Origin of the sequence: Actinotalea sp. JY-7885 (genome assembly GCF_014525465.1) — a bacterium.
Lineage (GTDB): Bacteria > Actinomycetota > Actinomycetes > Actinomycetales > Cellulomonadaceae > Actinotalea.
In genome coordinates, this window is record NZ_JACEXH010000061.1 from 1 (window position 1) to 17,521 (window position 17,521).

17 protein-coding genes and 1 pseudogene are annotated in these 17,521 nt (G+C 75.7%); 8 read left to right on the plus strand and 10 right to left on the minus strand.

Going from position 1 to position 17,521, the window contains the following annotated elements; all coding sequences use genetic code 11:
* Nucleotides 1–231, minus strand: a pseudogene (locus tag IDM29_RS07610) (hypothetical protein); the annotation flags it as partial.
* A 69-nt stretch (nucleotides 232–300) separates the two neighbouring features.
* Between IDM29_RS07610 and IDM29_RS07615 the strand changes: the two are divergent.
* A complete protein-coding gene (locus IDM29_RS07615) occupies nucleotides 301–1,173 on the plus strand; it encodes a PD-(D/E)XK nuclease family protein (RefSeq protein WP_255491849.1) in 873 nt (290 codons plus the stop codon).
* 24 nt (nucleotides 1,174–1,197) lie between these two features.
* Here IDM29_RS07615 and IDM29_RS07620 read toward each other — a convergent pair whose 3' ends face one another.
* A complete protein-coding gene (locus IDM29_RS07620) occupies nucleotides 1,198–1,923 on the minus strand; it encodes an HAD family phosphatase (protein WP_255491848.1) in 726 nt (241 codons plus the stop codon).
* A gap of 119 nt (nucleotides 1,924–2,042) precedes the next feature.
* Between IDM29_RS07620 and IDM29_RS07625 the strand changes: the two genes are divergently transcribed.
* Both IDM29_RS07625 and IDM29_RS07630 read left to right on the plus strand, forming a co-directional pair.
* On the plus strand, nucleotides 2,043–2,555 hold the full coding sequence (locus IDM29_RS07625) for a hypothetical protein (protein WP_182113755.1): 513 nt from the start codon (nucleotides 2,043–2,045) through the stop codon (nucleotides 2,553–2,555).
* A gap of 39 nt (nucleotides 2,556–2,594) precedes the next feature.
* Nucleotides 2,595–3,452 carry a PAC2 family protein gene (locus IDM29_RS07630; protein WP_182113754.1) on the plus strand — a complete coding sequence of 286 codons (858 nt, stop codon included), beginning with the start codon at nucleotides 2,595–2,597 and terminating at the stop codon, nucleotides 3,450–3,452.
* A gap of 39 nt (nucleotides 3,453–3,491) precedes the next feature.
* On the opposite strand, the gene mshC is transcribed toward IDM29_RS07630, so the two are convergent.
* Both mshC and IDM29_RS07640 read right to left on the minus strand, forming a co-directional pair.
* The gene (gene mshC, locus IDM29_RS07635) at nucleotides 3,492–4,751 is read right to left on the minus strand and encodes a cysteine--1-D-myo-inosityl 2-amino-2-deoxy-alpha-D-glucopyranoside ligase (RefSeq protein ID WP_182113753.1); all 1,260 of its coding nucleotides are present in this window, start codon (nucleotides 4,749–4,751) and stop codon (nucleotides 3,492–3,494) included.
* Between the two features lie 46 nt (nucleotides 4,752–4,797).
* Nucleotides 4,798–5,673, minus strand: a complete 876-nt coding sequence (locus IDM29_RS07640) for an undecaprenyl-diphosphate phosphatase (RefSeq protein WP_182113752.1) — start codon at nucleotides 5,671–5,673, stop codon at nucleotides 4,798–4,800.
* Between the two features lie 75 nt (nucleotides 5,674–5,748).
* On the opposite strand from IDM29_RS07640, the gene IDM29_RS07645 reads away from it, so the two are divergent.
* Entirely contained in the window at nucleotides 5,749–6,708 is a 960-nt protein-coding gene (locus tag IDM29_RS07645) for an aldo/keto reductase (RefSeq protein ID WP_182113751.1), read from the plus strand.
* Between the two features lie 209 nt (nucleotides 6,709–6,917).
* On the opposite strand, the gene IDM29_RS07650 is transcribed toward IDM29_RS07645, so the two are convergent.
* Nucleotides 6,918–7,256: a primosomal protein gene (locus IDM29_RS07650; protein ID WP_182113750.1), complete on the minus strand. Its 339-nt coding sequence runs from the start codon at nucleotides 7,254–7,256 to the stop codon at nucleotides 6,918–6,920.
* A 68-nt stretch (nucleotides 7,257–7,324) separates the two neighbouring features.
* Here IDM29_RS07650 and IDM29_RS07655 point away from each other — a divergent pair, with 68 nt between their 5' ends.
* The gene (locus IDM29_RS07655) at nucleotides 7,325–7,555 is read left to right on the plus strand and encodes a DUF5703 family protein (protein ID WP_220458031.1); all 231 of its coding nucleotides are present in this window, start codon (nucleotides 7,325–7,327) and stop codon (nucleotides 7,553–7,555) included.
* A gap of 18 nt (nucleotides 7,556–7,573) precedes the next feature.
* Here IDM29_RS07655 and IDM29_RS07660 read toward each other — a convergent pair whose 3' ends face one another.
* The 4 genes from IDM29_RS07660 to ald form a co-directional block, all read right to left on the minus strand.
* Nucleotides 7,574–8,908 (minus strand): M20/M25/M40 family metallo-hydrolase, encoded by a 1,335-nt coding sequence (locus IDM29_RS07660; RefSeq protein ID WP_182113749.1) that lies wholly within the window; start codon nucleotides 8,906–8,908, stop codon nucleotides 7,574–7,576.
* Nucleotides 8,909–8,965: 57 nt separating this feature from the next.
* Nucleotides 8,966–11,041 carry a M3 family metallopeptidase gene (locus IDM29_RS07665; protein ID WP_182113748.1) on the minus strand — a complete coding sequence of 692 codons (2,076 nt, stop codon included), beginning with the start codon at nucleotides 11,039–11,041 and terminating at the stop codon, nucleotides 8,966–8,968.
* 14 nt (nucleotides 11,042–11,055) lie between these two features.
* Nucleotides 11,056–11,646, minus strand: coding sequence for a GNAT family N-acetyltransferase (locus IDM29_RS07670; protein ID WP_182113747.1), 591 nt, complete (start codon nucleotides 11,644–11,646; stop codon nucleotides 11,056–11,058).
* A 74-nt stretch (nucleotides 11,647–11,720) separates the two neighbouring features.
* Entirely contained in the window at nucleotides 11,721–12,818 is a 1,098-nt protein-coding gene (gene ald / locus IDM29_RS07675; RefSeq protein ID WP_182113746.1) for an alanine dehydrogenase, read from the minus strand.
* A 1-nt stretch (nucleotide 12,819) separates the two neighbouring features.
* On the opposite strand from ald, the gene IDM29_RS07680 reads away from it, so the two are divergent.
* From IDM29_RS07680 to IDM29_RS07690, 3 genes are all read left to right on the plus strand, one after another.
* Nucleotides 12,820–13,692 (plus strand): fructosamine kinase family protein, encoded by an 873-nt coding sequence (locus tag IDM29_RS07680; protein ID WP_309232692.1) that lies wholly within the window; start codon nucleotides 12,820–12,822, stop codon nucleotides 13,690–13,692.
* Nucleotides 13,693–13,741: 49 nt separating this feature from the next.
* Nucleotides 13,742–15,391, plus strand: a complete 1,650-nt coding sequence (locus IDM29_RS07685; RefSeq protein WP_182113744.1) for an ABC-F family ATP-binding cassette domain-containing protein — start codon at nucleotides 13,742–13,744, stop codon at nucleotides 15,389–15,391.
* Nucleotides 15,392–15,476: 85 nt separating this feature from the next.
* Complete coding sequence (locus IDM29_RS07690) at nucleotides 15,477–16,316, plus strand: class II glutamine amidotransferase (protein WP_182113743.1); 840 nt, start codon at nucleotides 15,477–15,479, stop codon at nucleotides 16,314–16,316.
* A gap of 13 nt (nucleotides 16,317–16,329) precedes the next feature.
* Here the strand turns inward: IDM29_RS07690 and IDM29_RS07695 are convergent.
* Nucleotides 16,330–17,521: FtsX-like permease family protein (locus tag IDM29_RS07695; protein ID WP_375372398.1), on the minus strand; the 1,192-nt coding region annotated here is incomplete at its 5' end.

Below are 17,521 nucleotides of genomic sequence, written 5' to 3' on the forward strand. Positions count from 1 at the left end.
GGCGTGCGCGAGCTCGTGCGCGACGACCGACGCGCCGACGAGGGCGGCCGCGAGCAGCGCGGCGAGCAGGACCGGCCCCCCGGGCCCGGCGCCGGCGTCCAGCACGCGCCAGAGCGCCAGCACGAGGACGGCGAGGGTGACCAGGCTCCCGGGGCTGACCTCCAGGGGCGCGCCCGCGATCCGGCCGGCGACCCACGTGCGCGGTCGCGCCGCCGTCCGGGTGCCGTCCACGTCCCGACCCTAAGCGCTGTCCCGCGAGGCTGTGCCGGAGGTGTCGGTGCCGCGACGTACCCTGCACGCGTGCCGACCGGAACCGCCCCGACCCTCCCCGCCGACGCCGCCCCGCCCGTGCGCCGGCCGGGCCTGTCGCCGTCGCGGGCGAACGACTTCATGCAGTGCCCCCTGCTCTTCCGGTTCCGGGTCGTCGACCGCCTGCCCGAGCCGCCGAGCGCGGCGGCGGTGCGCGGCACGCTCGTGCACGCGGTCCTCGAGCGGCTCTTCGACGCCCCCGCCGGGCGCCGGACCGTCGAGGCCGCGAAGGCGCTCGTCCCCGGAGAGTGGGACCGGATGGTCGCGGACGCGCCGGAGTGCGCCGAGGTCCTGCCCGACGCGGCCGACACGACGGCCTGGTTCGCCGAGGCCGGCGCGCTGCTCGACCGCTACTTCACGCTGGAGGACCCGAACCGGCTGCAGCCGGCGGAGCGCGAGCTGCGGGTCTCGACGGACCTCGACGACGGCTTCGAGCTGCGCGGCATCATCGACCGGATCGACGTGGCGCCGAACGGCGCCATCCGGGTGGTCGACTACAAGACGGGGCGCTCGCCGCGCCAGGGGTACGAGGGCGGCGCGCTGTTCCAGATGCGCTTCTACGCGCTCGTGCTGTCCCGCCTGCGCGGCCAGGTGCCGGCGATGCTGCAGCTCGTCTACCTCGGCGACGGCACGCTGCTGCGGCACGTGCCCGACGCCGCGGAGCTCGAGACCACCGAGCGCCGCATCCGCGCGATCTGGGCCGGCATCCGCACGTCCGCCGAGAGCGGCCGGTGGCTGCCCAAGAAGGGCCCGCTGTGCGGCTGGTGCAGCCACCAGGCGCTGTGCCCGGCGTTCGGAGGCACACCGCCGGACGTCAGCGCCGAGACCGTCGAGCTCGCGCTCGGCGTCCGCCCGACCGCCTGAGGCCGGGCGGACGGGCCGCGCGGGTCAGGCCGCCGGCTCGGCGAGGTGGTCGACGACCTCGCCGCGCGCGAGGGCGCGCAGGTCCGCCACCGTGAACCGGGCGAGCGAGTCGGTGCGGCTCAGGCCGGGGCGCGCCTCGACGGGGGCGATGTGCTGGACGCCCAGTGTCCGCGCGCCCGAGGCGAGCGCCGACGCGATCCCGGGCGGCGAGTCCTCGACCGCGACGCACGCGGTGATGTCCACGCCCAGCAGCTCGGCCGCGCGCAGGTAGGGCTCGGGGTGCGGCTTGCCGCGCGTGACCTCGTCGCCCGTGACGACGACCGAGAACACGCCCGCTGGACCCTGCGCGAGCACCGCGTCCGCGAGGGCGCGGTAGGACATGGTCACCAGTGCGCACGGCACGCCGGCCTCGGCGAGGCCGACCAGCAGCTCGCGCGCCCCGGGCTGCCACGGCAGCTCGCGCCCCACGGACTCCACCACGGCGCCGAGGAGGCGCGCGACGATCGCCTCGGCTCCGAGGTCCACGCCGTGCCGCTGCAGCACCGCGGCCGCGGACATGAGCGGCAGGCCGATCATCTGGAGGGAGTCCGCCTCGGTCCAGGTGCCCCCGGACTCCTCCACCAGGGCGATCTCCGCGGCGAGCCAGGCAGGCTCGGTGTCCACGAGGGTGCCGTCCATGTCCCACAGGACCGCGGCGGGCAGGTCACGTGCTGGCAGGTCGTCGGGCGTGCGGTGAGGCGTCACTGACACGGAAACTCTCTGGTCGGCGGGCTGGGCCCCCGACAGTACCGGCGCGCAGCGGCGGCGCGGACGCGACGCGGCTCCCACCGGGAGGACGGGTAGGGTCCGGCTGCCACCGAGGAGGAGCCGTGCAACCAGGGGTCGACGCCGTCGAGGCGGTACCGGGGATGACCACCGTGCTGGCGGTCCTCCTGATCGCGGCGACCTGCCCGCTCGTGCTCCTGGGCCGCGCGGCGATCGAGCGCGCGTGGCGCCGCGCCGCGGCGTGGGCGGCTGCGACGGCTGTGGTCGTCGGCCTCTGCGCGCTGTACGTCGCGCCCCGCTACGAGACCTGGCAGCGCACCTGGGACTACGACGCGACGTGGGCGCGCGTGGAAGCCCACTACGGGGTCCGGCTCTCCGAGGAGGACAAGGCGACGACGACGCTGCCCCGTCCGCCCCGGGGCTACTCGAGCGGCGTCGTGAACCAGCACGAGCTCGGCCCCGTCACGATGCCCGACGGCACCGTGCGCGAGGACCTCTTCCTGCAGTTCGCCCAGGCCCGACCGGCCCGCGTGGCAGTGGTCACGCAGCCGGAGGGCGCGAACGAGCTGGTGGCGACCGTCGGTGGCTGGTGGCCGGAGATCCCCGTCGTCGAGTAGACCGCCGGCACCCGGGACCACGGGCCTAGGCTTGCCCCCATGAGCGATGCACTCCCCCCCGGCGGACCGCTGCGCGGCGCGGTGATGCTCGCGGCGTTCGAGGGCTGGAACGACGCCGGGGCCGCCGCGACGCAGGCGCTCGTGCACCTGCACGACGTGTGGGGTGCGGAGGAGGTCGACGAGCTCGACCCCGAGGAGTACCACGACTTCCAGGTCAACCGGCCGACCGTCGCGCTGACGGAGGACGGCCGCCGGGAGATCACCTGGCCGACGACGACGATCGCCCTCGCGCAGCGGCCCGACGGCCGCCACATCGTCCTCGTCCACGGCATCGAGCCGTCCATGCGGTGGCGGCGCTACAGCACCGAGCTGCTCGACCTGGCCGAGCGGCTGGGTGTGACGACCGTCGTGACGCTGGGCGCCCTGCTCGCCGACGTGCCGCACACGCGGCCCATCCCGGTCACGGCGACGTCGGACGACACGGTGCTCCAGGCGACCCTCGGCCTGGACGCCAACACCTACGAGGGGCCGACGGGGATCGTGGGCGTCCTCCAGCACGAGGCGCAGCGACGGGGCCTGCGTGCGCTGTCGGTGTGGGGCGCCGTGCCGCACTACGTCGCCCACCCGCCCTCGCCCAAGGCGACGCAGGCCCTGCTCGTGCGCCTCGAAGGGCTGCTGGGCGAGGCGGTGCCGCTGCGCGACCTCGCGGAGGACGCCGAGGCGTGGCAGAACGGCGTCGACGAGCTCGCGGCGGAGGACCCGGAGATCGCCGAGTACGTCGCGCAGCTCGAGGAGGCCAAGGACACGGCCGAGCTCCCCGAGGCGACCGGTGAGGCGATCGCGCGCGAGTTCGAGCGCTACCTGCGGCGCCGCGACGGCGGTCCGGGCGGCGCCTGAGCCACCGGCCGGGCGCCCCGAGGCCGGGGCGCCCGCGCCTCAGAGGCGGACGCCGAGCAGCGCGTCGAGCGCGCGCGCGATCACGCCGGGGGCACCCTCGACGTCACCACCGACGCTGAGGGCCGCGTCGGCCCACGTGTCCACGGCGCGCAGCGCGCCGGGGGCGTCGAGGTCGGCGGCCAGGGCCGAGCGGATCGCGGCGACGGTGGTGTCCGGGTCGGGACCGCCGTTGCCGGAGACCGCGGCGCGCCAGCGCTCGAGGCGGGTCCGGGCGTCCGCCAGCACGGCGTCGTCCCACTGCCAGTCCTCGCGGTAGTGGTGCGCCAGCACGGCGAGGCGCACGGCCATCGGGTCGACACCCTGGCGGCGCAGCTCCGAGACCAGCACGAGGTTGCCGCGCGACTTGCTCATCTTCTCGCCGTCGAGGCCCACCATCCCCGTGTGGACGTGGGCGCGCGCGCCCTGCCCGCCGAGCGCTCGCGCGTGGGCGGTGCTCATGGCGTGGTGGGGGAAGACGAGGTCGCGGCCGCCGCCCTGCACGTCGAACGAGGAACCGAGCGCCTGCTCGGCGATCACCGTGCACTCGATGTGCCAGCCGGGGCGTCCCTCGCCGAGCTCGCCGCCGTCCCAGGACGGCTCCCCCGGCCGCACGCGGCGCCACAGCGCGGGGTCGAGCGGGTCGCGCTTGCCGGGCCGCCCGGGGTCCCCGCCCCGCTCCGCGAAGAGCGCGACCGTCTCGTCGTGGTCCAGGCCGGCGACGGCGGTGAGCTGCTCGTCGGCGGAGATGTCCGCGTAGACGTCCCCGAGGTCGGGCCGGTCGCCGCCGGCGCCCTCCTCGAGCGGAACCCGGTACGCGAGCCCCTGGTCCAGCAGCCGCCGCACCGTCGTGGCGACGGTCGGGATGGTCTCGACAGCGCCCAGGTAGACGTGGGGCGCGAGCACGCCCAGCGCCGTCATGTCCTCGGCGAAGAGCGCCGTCTGCTCCTCGGCGAGCTTCTGCCAGTCGACCCCCGTGGCGGTGGCCCGCTCGAGCAGGGGGTCGTCGACGTCGGTGACGTTGGAGGCGTAGGTGACCTCGAGGCCGGCGTCGAGCCAGGCCCGGTGCAGCAGGTCGAAGGCGATGTAGGTGGCGGCGTGGCCGAGGTGGGTCGCGTCGTACGGCGTGATGCCGCACACGTACATCGTGGCCCGCGGGCCGGTGGCCGCGGTCACCAGCGTGCCGGTGACGGTGTCGAGCACGGTCACCTCCCCGCCGCTACCGGGGATCGAGGGGACATGCGGGGAGGGCCAGGTACGCACCGACGCAGCCTAAGCCAGAGGTGGGACGACCGCCGACCGGCCGTCCTCAGCCGACCGCGGCGCTCACCGGCTGCAGCGCACCGGCCCAGATGAGCACCACGACGACCGCGGCGAGCGCGATCCGGTAGACCACGAAGGGCTGGTAGCTGCGGGTGGAGACGAGCTTGAGGAACCCGATGATCACCAGGTACCCGACCGCGAAGGCGATCGCCGTCGCCAGCGCCGTGACGCCGAGCCCCGGCGTGCCCGGGTCACCGAAGTCGTCGAGGCTCGTGACGAGCTGCTGGAACCCGGAGCCCAGGACCGCGGGGATCGCGAGGAGGAAGGAGTACCGCGCGGCGGCCTCCCGGGTGTAGCCCATGAGGAGCCCGGCGGTGATGGTGCCGCCCGAGCGCGAGACGCCCGGGATCAGCGCCATGGCCTGCGCGAAGCCGAAGAGGATCGCGTGCTTGCCCGTGAGCTGGTCGAGCGTGCGTGTCTTGGCGCCGACCTTGTCGGCCCAGCCCAGGGCGAGGGCGAAGATGGCGAGCGTCGCGGCGACGAGGTAGAGGTTGCGGAACGGTCCCTTGATCGAGTCCTCGAAGGCGAGCCCGAGCACGACGATCGGCACCGAGCCCAGGGCGATCCACCACGCCATCCGCGCGTCCGGGTCGGCCGACCCGAGGCGCGAGCGCAGGTCCGCGCCGTCGCGCCCGCTCAGCGCGCGCCACCACGCGCGGCAGATTCGCGCGATGTCGCGGCGGAAGTAGAGGAGCACGGCGCTCTCGGTGCCGATCTGCGTGATCGCCGTGAACGCCGCGCCCGGGTCACCCCCGCCGGGCAGCAGCTCCCCCACGATGCGCAGGTGCGCGCTGGAGGAGACCGGGAGGAACTCGGTGAGCCCTTGGACCAGGCCGAGGACGACCGCTTCCCACCACGTCATGGCGCGAAGGTTACCGGGGCTCGGGGCCGGGACGACGTCCCGGCCCACCCGACGCCGCCCGGTAGCGTGGTGACCATGGAGGAGCGACAGCTGGGCAGGACCGGACTGCGGGTCTCCGCGCTCGGGCTCGGCACGCTCACGTGGGCGCGGGACACGGACGAGCAGGAGGCCGCGGAGCAGCTGCGCGACTTCGTGGACGCCGGCGGGACCCTCGTGGACACCGCGGCGTCGTACGCGGACGGCGCGGCCGAGGAGCTCATCGGCTCGCTGCTCGGGCGGGTCGTGGCGCGGGACGACGTCGTGCTGTGCACCAAGGGCGGCGTGCGGCGCACGGCGCGCGGCGCCGTCGTGGACGCGTCGCGCGGCGCCCTGCTCTCGTCCCTCGACGCGTCGCTGGCCCGCCTCGGCACGGACCACGTCGACCTCTTCCTCGTGCAGCAGCCGGACCCGCGGACCCCGCTCGCCGAGGTCGCGGCGGCCCTGCGGCACGTCATCGACACGGGCCGCGCCCGCTACGTGGGCCTGTCCAACCACCCGGGCTGGCAGACGGCCCGCCTGGGCACGCTGCTCGAGGCCACGGCGCCGCTCGCGGCCGTCGAGGTCGAGTACTCGCTGCTCGAGCGCGGCATCGAGCGTGAGGTCGTGCCCGCCGCCGCGGCGCTCGGCGCGGGCGTGCTCGCCTGGTCGCCGCTCGGCCGGGGCGTGCTGACCGGCAAGTACCGGCGCACGGTGCCCGCCGACTCCCGCGCGGCCTCGGCGCACCTCGCCGGCTTCGTCACGCCCTACCTCGGGGCGTCGTCGGTCCGGGTGACCGAGGCGCTGCACACGGCCGCGGACGGGCTGGAGCGCACGCCGCTCGAGCTCGCGCTGGGCTGGGTGCTCTCACGCCCGGGGGTGGCGTCCGCGCTCGTGGGCGCGCGCACCGCGGCCCAGCTCCGGACCGCGCTCGACGCCGACACCGCGCTCCCCGAGGCCATCGCTCAGGCCCTGGACGAGGTCAGCGCGCCGGCAACCGGCTACCCCGAAGCCCGCTGACCCACCTCAGCGGCGCGTAGCCGCCGCGCCCCGGTGCGGCGCCCCATCCGCACCCTCCGGCGGAGGCTTGTGACCGGTATGCGGGCACAACCCTCCGGTGCCCCGACCCGCCCCCGGCGACCGGGGTGCCGCGGCTCGTCCGCACCGATCCCGCGGAGGCTTGTGGCCGGGATGCGGGCAGAAGCCTCCGGGGAGCGCGCCGGGCGGGGTCAGCGGCCGGGCTCGTCGAGCTCCGTGCCGTCGAGCTGGTCGTCCTCCAGGTCGTCGAGGTCGTCCTCGTCGACGTCGTCGTCCTCGTCGTCCTCGTCGTCGTCCTCGTCGTCGTCCTCGTCGTCTGCGTCGTCGACCTCGTCACCGAGGTAGAAGGGCAGCGTCTCGCCGTGGACGCGCAGCAGCGCGGTGTCGTAGGCGTCGAAGGCGTCAGCGAGGACGTCGTACGCGTCGTCGACGGCCGGGTCCTCGTCCCCGCGGCCGGTGCTGACCGCGTGGAAGTGGGCCTCGAGTGCGGCGAGCAGGCGGTCGAGCGCGGCACGGGGGTCGTCGGTCATGGGGTCGACGGTAGCGCTCGACCAGGCACAATGGACAACGGCGGTGCGACCACCGGGAGGTATGTGCGTTGAGTCCCATCACGACGTCGGTCCGCGACGGCTGGCGCAACCAGGGCGGTCAGTGGGAGTACCGCGTCCTGACCATCCCGCGCTCCACGAGCAACGGCGACGCCCGCCGCCTGCTCACCGACGAGGCCGAGTACGGCCGGTGGGAGCTGGCCCGCACGAGCCTGTACGCGGGCGGCGAACGCAAGGTCTGGCTGCGCCGCAAGATCATCCGCGTCCGCAGCACGCTCTGACGCCCGCCGCGGCCGGCCTCAGCAGGTGGCGAGCAGCCGGTCCAGGACCCGCGTGCCGAACCGCAGCGCATCCACCGGCACGCGCTCGTCGACGCCGTGGAACATCGCCGAGAAGTCGAGCGACGTCGGCAGCCGCAGCGGCGCGAACCCGTAGCCCGTGATGCCCAGGCGGGCGAGCGACTTGTTGTCCGTGCCGCCGGAGAGCGTGTAGGGCAGCACCGCGGCGCCCGGGTCCTCGGCGTGCAGCGCGGCGACCATCGCGTCGACCAGGTCGCCCTCGAAGGGGAACTCGAGCGCGATGTCGCGGTGGATGTCCTCGATCCGCACACCCGGACCCGCGAGCTCGGCCAGCGTCGCCCGGGCGGCGTCCTCGTGCCCGGGCAGGAAGCGCGTGTCGAGCACGGCCGACGCCGACCCCGGGATGACGTTGGCCTTGTAGCCGGCGTCGAGCTGGGTCGGGTTGGCGGTGTTGCGCACGGTCGCGCCGACGAAGCGCGACGCCGGCCCGAGCGCCTGGACCAGCCGGTCGACGGCGGCCGGGTCCTCCAGGTCGAGCGGCAGCCCGGTGAGCTGCGCGACGCCCTCGAGCAGCGCCCTGACGGTCGGCGTGATCTCCAGGGGCCAGGCGTAGGCGCCGATGCGCGCCACGGCGGCCGCGAGGTGCGTCACGGCGTTCTCGGTGTTGACCTGCGAGCCGTGGCCCGCGCGCCCGTCGGCGACCAGGCGCAGCCAGCCGATCCCCTTCTCCGCCGTCTGGAGCAGGTACGCGCGCCGCCCCCCGACCTCCACCGAGAACCCGCCGACCTCGCTGATCGCCTCGGTCGCGCCCTCGAACAGCTCCGGCCGGTGGTCGACGGCGTAGCTCGCGCCGTAGCGCCCGCCCGCCTCCTCGTCCGCGAAGAAGGCGACGACGACGTCGCGCGCCGGGCGACGGCCCTCGCGCACCATCTGGCGCACGACCGCGAGGATCATCGCGTCCATGTCCTTCATGTCGACGGCGCCGCGGCCCCACAGGAGCCCGTCGCGCTCCTCGCCGCCGAACGGGTCGACGGACCAGTCGTCGGCCGCGGCGGGCACGACGTCGGTGTGGCCGTGCAGCACCAGGGCGGGACGCGAGGCGTCGCTGCCCTCGAGCCGCACCACCACGTTCGCCCGCCCGGGCGCCGACTCGAACAGCTCGGGCTCGAGGCCGACCTCGGCCAGCGCGGCGGCGACGTACTCGGCGGCGACCCGCTCGCCCGGGCCGCTGCCGTCGCCGTAGTTCGACGTGTCGATGCGGAGCAGGTCCTGGCAGAGGCGCGTGACCTCGTCCTGCGCGGTGGTCACGGTGGCGCCGGTCGGCTGGGTCGACATGGCGCCACCGTACCCGCGCGCCGGGAGGTCACCGCGCGTCAGCGGCGCCCCGCACCGTCAGGACAGCCCGCGGCGAGCCAGCAGGGGCGCGATCTCCGGGTCGCGTCCGCGCAGCTCGCGGAAGGTGTCCATGACGTCGAGCGAGCCGCCGCGCGAGAGGAGCACCCGGCGGAAGCGGTCGCCGTTCTCGCGCCGCAGCCCGCCGTTCTCCTCGAACCACGTCACCGTGTCCGCGTCCAGCACCTCGGACCAGATGTAGGAGTAGTACGCCGCGGCGTACCCACCGCCGAAGACGTGGTTGAAGTACGTCGTGCGGTACCGCGGCGGCACGGCCGGCACCGCGATCCCGGCGGCCTCCAGCGCGCGCGCCTCGAACGCCTCGACCTCGTCGACGTCGGTCGGCACCTGCTCGGGGGTGAGCGTGTGCCACGCCTGGTCCAGCAGCGCGGCCGCGAGGTACTCCGTCGTGGAGAAGCCCTCGTTGTACTGCCGCGAGGCGATCATCGTCTCGACCCACTCCTGCGGCAGCGGCTCCCCCGTGACGTGGTGCACCGCGTAGCGGCTCAGCACGCGCGGCTCCCACGCCCACATCTCGTTGACCTGCGACGGGTACTCCACGAAGTCCCGCGGCACCTCGGTGCCCGACTGCGACGGCAGCCGCACGTCCGAGAAGAGCCCGTGCAGCGCGTGCCCGAACTCGTGGAAGAGCGTGATGACCTCGTCCCAGGTGAGCAGCGTCGGCTCGCCCGCGGGCGGCTTGGGGATGTTGAGGTTGTTGACCACCACGGGCCGGTGACCCAGCAGGTGGCTCTGGTCCACGAGGTTGTTCATCCAGGCGCCGCCGCGCTTGGACTCGCGGGTGTACCAGTCGGCCAGGAAGAGCCCCAGCTCGGCGCCGTCGGCGTCGCGCACCTCGAAGACGCGCACGTCCGGGTGGTAGCCGACGAGGTCGGTGCGCTCGGCGAACTGCAGGCCGTAGAGCTCGCCGGCGGCGAAGAAGACCCCGTCGTGGACCACGCGCTCGAGCTCGAGGTAGGGGCGCAGGACGGCGTCGTCCAGCGCGTACCGCTCCTGGCGGACGCGCTCGGCGTAGTAGGGCCAGTCCCACGCCTCGAGGGTCGCGCCGGGCTCGTCGGCCTGCAGGGCCGCTTCGAGGTCGGCGGCCTCGCGGCGCGCGTTCGCGGCGGCGGCCGGCGCGAGCCGGCCCAGGATCGAGGACACGGCCGACGTCGTGCGTGCGGTGCCGTCCTCGGCGACGTACGCCGCGTGGTGCTCGTAGCCGAGGAGCCGGGCGCGCTCGGCGCGCAGGCGCGCGAGCTCGAGCAGGACGGCGCGCGTGTCGTGCTCGCCGCCGCGCCCGCCGCGGGCGATCGACGCCTCGTGGATGCGGCGCCGCACGTCGCGCCGGCGCAGCGTCGCCAGGACGGGCTGCTGGCTGTAGAGCATGAGCTCGACGAGGTAGCCGCTCTCGTGGCCGCGGTCGGCGGCGGCCTGGCGCGCGGCGGCGATGGCGTCCTGCGGCATGCCCTCGAGGTCCTCGGCGTCCTCGACGAGCACGGCGCTGGCGTTGGTCTCGGCGAGCAGCTCCCGCCCGAACGCGGTCTCGAGCGTCGAGATCCGGGAGTTCAGCTCGCGCAGGCGCTGCTGGACCTCCTCGGGCTGCGCGGCACCCGCCCGCACGACGTCGCGCCGCAGCTCGGTGAGCAGCCACGCGGCGTCGGGCTCGAGCGTCACCTCGCCGGCGTCGACGCGCGCCTGGAGCGCCTCGAGGCGCTCGTACAGGCGGCGGTCGAGGTAGATCGCGTCGTGGTGCTCGGAGAGCAGCGGGGCGACCTGCTCCTCGAGGTCGTCGAGCGCGGGCGAGGTGTCGGCGCTCGTCCGGTTGAAGAAGACCGTGGCGACCCGGTGCAGCAGGGACCCGGACCGCTCGAGCCCGAGCAGCAGCTCCTCGGTGGGCGGTTCGGGGTCCGCGAGGAGCGCCTCGACCTCGGCCCGCTCGGCGGCCATGCCCGCCTCGAACGCGGGCAGGTAGTGCTCGTCGCGGATCCGGGTGAAGTCGGGGAGCGCGTACGGCAGCGCCGAGTCGTGCGCGAACGGGTTGGCGGGGTCCAGCGCGGGTGTCGTGTCGATCATCCGGCCATCCTCTCTCACGGCGCGGCGGGCGCCTCCGCGGGCCACGGCTCGGCCGGCGTGCGCGGGTCGTCGCGCAGCAGGGTGGCGAGCCACGCGTCGCGCCGCACGTCGCGCTGCACGCCGTGCAGCCGCACCGCGCCCTCGACCCGGAAGCCGGCACGCCAGGCGATGCGACGCGAGGGCCAGTTGCCGACGAAGGCGGTCCAGAGCACCCGGACCAGGTCGAGCCCGTCGGGGGCGAACGCGTGGTCCAGCACGAGGTCGACGGCCCGGCCCACGACTCCGCGGCCGCGCGCCCACGGCGCGATCCAGAACCCGATCTCCGCCGAGCCGTCGGCGAGGCCGTGCAGCCCGATCATGCCGAGCAGGCGGTCGGAGGTGCCCGTGGCGTCCCGCACCGCCCACACGAGATCCGTGCCGCTCTCCCACCCCGGTCCGACGACGTGGGCGACGAAGAACTCGGCGTCGGACCGCCCGTACGGCGAGGGCACGGTGACCCAGGCGGCGATCTCGGGGTCCTGGCACGCGGCGGTGATGTCGTCCACGTCGCGGTCGGTGGGCGGGGTGAGCAGCAGGTGCTCGTCCCGCAGCATGATCGGTTCCATCGGCGCACGGTAGGGCACCGCGCGACGGCGGACCCACCGCTTTCCCCTCGGCGCGCCGGGTCGCGCGCGGCCGGTCAGGCGGCGGTGACGGGCAGCCCGTGCGCCTCGGCGACCCCGGGCTGCACGAGCGCGCCGTCGTGCGTGGACAGGCCGGCCGCCAGCGCCGCGTCGCGGGCCACCGCCTCGCGCCAGCCGAGCGCCGCCAGCGAGCGCACGTACGGCAGCGTGGCGGCGGTCAGCGCGTGCGTGGACGTGTCCGGCACCGCGCCGGGCATGTTCGCGACGCAGTAGAACGTGGACCCGTGCACCCGGAAGGTGGGCTCGGCGTGCGTGGTGGGACGCGTGTCCTCGAAGCAGCCGCCCTGGTCGACGGCGATGTCGACCAGCACGGACCCCTCCCGCATGCGGGCGACCGTCGCGTTGCTGACGAGCGTCGGCGCCCGCCGCCCCGGGACGAGGACCGCGCCGATGACGACGTCGGCCGCCACGACGGCCTCCTCGACCGCGAGCGGGCTCGACGCGAGCGTGCGCACGCGCCCGCCGTACGCCGCGTCGAGCGCCCGGAGCTTGGCGACGTTCACGTCGAGGATCGTGACCTCCGCCCGCAGCCCGACGGCGATCTGGGCCGCGTGGCGTCCGGCGACGCCGCCGCCGATGACGACGACCGAGGCCGGCGCGACCCCGGGGACGCCGCCCGGCAGCAGGCCGCGACCGCCCTGGCTGCGCATGAGGTGGTACGCGCCGACCTGCGGGGCGAGGCGCCCGGCGACCTCGCTCATCGGCGCGAGCAGCGGCAAGGACCCGTCGGCCAGCTGCACGGTCTCGTACGCGATCGCCGTGGTGCCGGCCTCGAGCAGCGCGAGCGTGCAGGCGCGGCTCGCGGCGAGGTGCAGGTAGGTGAAGAGGACCTGGTCGCGGCGCAGCAGCGGGTACTCCTGCTCGACCGGCTCCTTGACCTTGCAGACGAGCTCCGCGGCCCAGGCGTCGGCGGCCTCGGGGACCATGCGTGCGCCGGCCGCGACGTACGCGTCGTCCGCGATGCCGGACCCCAGGCCCGCGCCGCGCTGCACGAGCACTTCGTGCCCGTCGCCCTCGAGCGCGTGCACGCCGGCCGGCGTGAGCGCGACGCGGTACTCGTGGTTCTTGACCTCTGCCGGTACGCCGATCCTCATCGTGCTCCTCCGTCCGGGGCTCCTGCGAGCGTCGCACGCGGGAGCCGGACGCGACAGCCCTGGGCCCGCTGCGGGCCGGTCGTGGTCGACTGGGGCCATGACGGCGAGGGTCCACCGCAAGGCGCGAGCGGACGCGCCGCCGGGCTTCTTCGCGTGCGAGGCGGCCGGCCTGCGCTGGCTCGCGGCGGCCCGCGCGGTCCCGGTGGTGCGCGTGCTGGAGGTCCGCGACGACGCGCTCCTCCTCGAGCACCTCGAAGCCGCCCCGCCCACGCCGGACGCGGCGCGCGAGCTCGGCCGCGGGCTGGCGCGGCTGCACGACAGGGGCGCGCCGGCGTTCGGCTGCCCGCCCGACGGGTGGACGGGCGACGGCTTCTTCGGTCCGCTCGACGCGCCGCTGCCGCTGCGTTCCGGGGCGTACGAGCGGTGGGGCCCGGCCCTCGCGGACCTCCGGCTGGAGCCGGTGCGCGAGCCGCTGCGGGCGACCGGGCGCCTGTCCCCCGGCCTCGCGGCAGCGCTCGACGTTGTCGGACGCCGCCTGCGCGACGGCGCATGGGACGACGGCGACGGGCCGGCCCGCGTGCACGGCGACCTGTGGTCGGGCAACGTCGTCTGGACCGCCGCGGGGGCCGTGCTCATCGACCCCGCCGCCCACGGCGGGCACCGCGTGAGCGACCTCGCGATGCTGGCCCTGTTCGGCCTGCCGCACCTGGACGTCGTCCTGGCGGGATACCAGGAGCAGCACCCCCTGCCGACCGGCTGGCGGGACCTGCTCGGCCTGCACCAGCTCTTCCCGGTCGCCGTCCACGCGGTGCTCTTCGGCGGCGGGTACGTCGGGCAGCTGGAGCGGCTGGCGACGCACTACGCGGGCGGGTGAGCGCGCCCGCCGTCGCCGGACCCGCGCGCGGCACGGGACAATGGCGCCCGTGTCAGCAACAGTGCAGGCCCGCGGCGTGGCCGCGGCGTTCGGGGACCGCCTCCTGTTCCGGGGGGTCGACCTCGTCGTCGCGCCCGGCGACGTCGTCGGGCTCGTCGGGCCCAACGGGGCCGGCAAGTCCACGCTCCTGGCGATCCTGCGGGGCACGCGCGTGCCGGACGAGGGCAGCGTCGCGGTCTCACCGCCCGACGCGCAGCTCGGGTTCCTCGCCCAGGAGGGCGAGCGGGTACCGGGCGAGACGGTCCGGCAGCACCTCGAGCGCCGCACCGGGGTCGCGGCGGCGCAGGCGGCCATGGACGCGGCGGCCGACGCGCTCGCCGTCGACGCGTCCGGCGCCGCCGGGGACGCGTACTCCGACGCGCTGGACGCGTGGCTGCGCCTGGGCGGCGCCGACCTCGACTCCCGCTGCGCGAGCGTCACCGACGAGATCGGGCTCGACGTCGACCTCGACCACCCCATGACGGCGCTGTCCGGCGGGCAGGCCGCACGCGTCGGCCTCGCCGCGCTGCTGCTCTCGCGCTACGACCTGTACCTGCTGGACGAGCCGACGAACGACCTCGACGCGGCGGGGCTCGACCTCCTCGAGGACTTCGTGCACCGCTCCGAGGCGCCGATCGTCGTGGTGAGCCACGACCGCGAGTTCCTCAGCCGCACCGTGACCGCCGTCGTGGAGATCGACCGCAGCCTGCAGCGGGTGCAGCTCTACGGCGGCAGCTATGACGCCTACCTCGAGGAGCGCTCGGTCGCGCGGCGCCGCGCGCGCGAGGCGTACGAGGGCTACGCGTCACGCCTGGACGCGCTCCAGGCTCGCGCCCGCACGCAGCGGGCGTGGATGGAGAAGGGGGTGCGCAACGCCCGGCGCAAGGCGTCCGACAACGACAAGTACATCAAGAGCTTCCGGGGCCAGACCTCGGAGAAGCAGGCGGCCAAGGCCCGGCAGACCGAGCGGCTGATCGAGCGGCTCGAGACGGTCGAGGAGCCCCGCAAGGAGTGGCAGCTGCAGCTGAGCATCGCGAGCGGCCCGCGCTCCGGCGCCGTGGTCGCCGTCGCCCGCGCGGCCACGGTGCGGCGCGGCGACTTCACGCTGGGACCCGTCGACCTCCAGGTCGACTGGCAGGACCGGGTCGCGGTGACGGGGCCGAACGGCGCGGGCAAGTCGACGCTGCTCGCGCTCCTGCTCGGCCGGCTCGAGCCGACGTCGGGCGCCGTCGACCTGGGCTCAGGCGTGCTCGTGGGCGAGGTCGACCAGGCGCGGCGCGCCTTCGAGGGCGACGAGCCGCTCGTCACCGCGTTCGCGCGCGAGGTCCCCGAGTGGACGACCGCCGACGTGCGCACGCTGCTGGCGAAGTTCGGCCTCGGCGGGCACCACATCCACCGCCCGGCGGCGTCCCAGTCCCCCGGCGAGCGCACGCGGGCGGCGCTCGCGCTGCTGCAGGCCCGGGGCGTCAACCTGCTCGTGCTCGACGAGCCGACGAACCACCTCGACCTGCCCGCGATCGAGCAGCTCGAGGCGGCGCTCGACGCGTTCGACGGCACGATCCTGCTCGTGACCCACGACCGGCGGATGCTCGAGACCGTGCGTCTGACCCGCCGCCTGCACGTGGAGGGCGGCGCCGTCACGGAGATCACGCCGGACTGAGCGCGGCGTCTCCCCTGGCGCGGGGCGCGCGCCCGGCGCAGGGTGGGCGAAGGACCGCCACCGGCGGCCCGCGCGAGGGGGCGACATGTGCCGATGGCTGGCGTACTCGGGGGCGCCCGTGGCGCTCGAGGACCTGTTGTACAAGCAGGCGAACTCGCTCGTGCTGCAGAGCCAGCACAGCCACCTGGGCGCGGAGGCGACGAACGGTGACGGCTTCGGGGTCGGCTGGTACGACGGCCACACCCCCGAGCCCGGGCTGTTCCGGTCCACCGACCCCGCCTGGAGCGACCGCAACCTGCGTGAGCTCGCGCGGCACGTCCGCTCCGGGCACGTCTTCGCGCACGTGCGTGCCACGAGCGGCAGCGCCGTGCAGCAGACCAACTGCCACCCGTTCCGGCACGACGACTGGCTCTTCATGCACAACGGCAGCGTCGACCGGTTCCCCGAGCTCCGGCGCGACCTGCAGCTCGCCGTCGACCCGAGCCTGTTCCCCCTCATCGAGGGCACCACCGACTCCGAGACGGTCTTCCACCTCGCGCTGACGTACGGCCTGGCCGACGACCCGCCCGCGGCGATGGCGGCCGCCGTCGGCCTGGTCGAGGAGACCGGCCGGCGACACGGCGTGGAGTTCCCGTTCCAGGGGACCCTCGCCGCGACGGACGGCCGACGGATGTGGGCGGTGCGCTACTCCTCGGAGGGCCGGTCGCGCACGCTGTTCCGCAACGCCGACATCTCCGCGCTCCGGCAGCACTACCCGCACAGCCGCGCGCTGCGGGGGGTGCCCGACGACGCCCGGCTCGTCGTCTCCGAACCGCTGGGCGACCTGCGCGGCGCCTGGCTCGAGGTGCCCGAGGCGACCTGCCTGGTGGTCGACGGGCGCGACGAGGAGGTGCGCCCGTTCGTCCCGCGCGCCCCTGCCGCCTGACCGCGCGCGTCCGTCAGTCGCCCCCGACGCGCAGCACCTCGTGCAGGCCGTCGCGCCGGTGCACCAGGACCTCGACGACCACGGCCAGGCCGGCGAGCGCTGCGACGGCGGCGAGCAGCCCCACCACCGCGCCCGGGTCGACGACCAGGTCGGGCATGCCGACGCCCCCGGTCATGACCTCGAGCCCGAGCGCGGGGCCCAGCGCGAGCACGACCAGCACGCCCGACGCGGCGCCGGCCAGGACGGCCGCCAGCACCGCCGGGCCGACCTCCGCGAGCGCGAGCCACCACCCCGCTCCCGGGCGCATGCCGAGCGTGCGCAGCAGGGCCAGCGTCCGGCCGCGCTCGCGGGCCCCCGACACGACCGTGAGGACGAGCGCCGCCGCGGCCAGCACGCCGGTCATCGACAGTGTGAGCGCCATGAGGCCCTGGACGCCGCCCACCAGCCCGGGGCCGCGGCGCTCGGCGAGCCACCCGACGCGGGTCGTCACCGCGTCGGCCGGCAGCCCCGCGACGGCGTCGGACGCCCCCGGGCCGGACACCCACACGACGTCACGCGCGAGGGGCTCGTCCATGAGCGGGACGACGTGCTCGGGCGACAGGTAGAGGAACGGCCCCGGGAGCTGGCCGTCCGGGGCGACGTCCGTGGTGCCCACCACGCGCACGGTCAGGCGCGTCCCGCGGAACGTCACCGTGAGGGGGTCCTCGACGGCGTCGCCCAGGTCGCGCGCCAGCGCCGCGTCCACCACCGCAGGCACCGCGTCACCCGCCGCGGTTCCCGCCAGGCCGGCGAGGGCGGCGACGTCGGTGCCGGCGCCCGGCACGCCCCGGACCAGGTCGGCGAACGCCCCGTCGACCGCCAGCACCGACACGTTGACGTTCCGCGGCCCGAGGTCCAGCGCGGTCCCCGCCGTCACGGCCGCCGCCGACACCGCCGTCACGCCGGGCTCGTCGGCCAGGTCACGCGCCAGCGCCTCACCGTCGGTCCCCCGCATCCGCGTGACGTCGACACGGGCGTCCGCGCCGACCCGGGACCACGAGGCGTCCACCTGGCCCTCGGCGACGGTGCTCAGCAGCAGCATGCTCGACACGGCCACGCCCGTGCCCAGGGCGAGGGTCAGCACGGGCAGCGCGGCGACGGCGCGCTGCGCGCGGCTTGCCCCGACCACCCCGAGCGGGCCGCGGGTCCGGCGCGCGCGCGCCGCG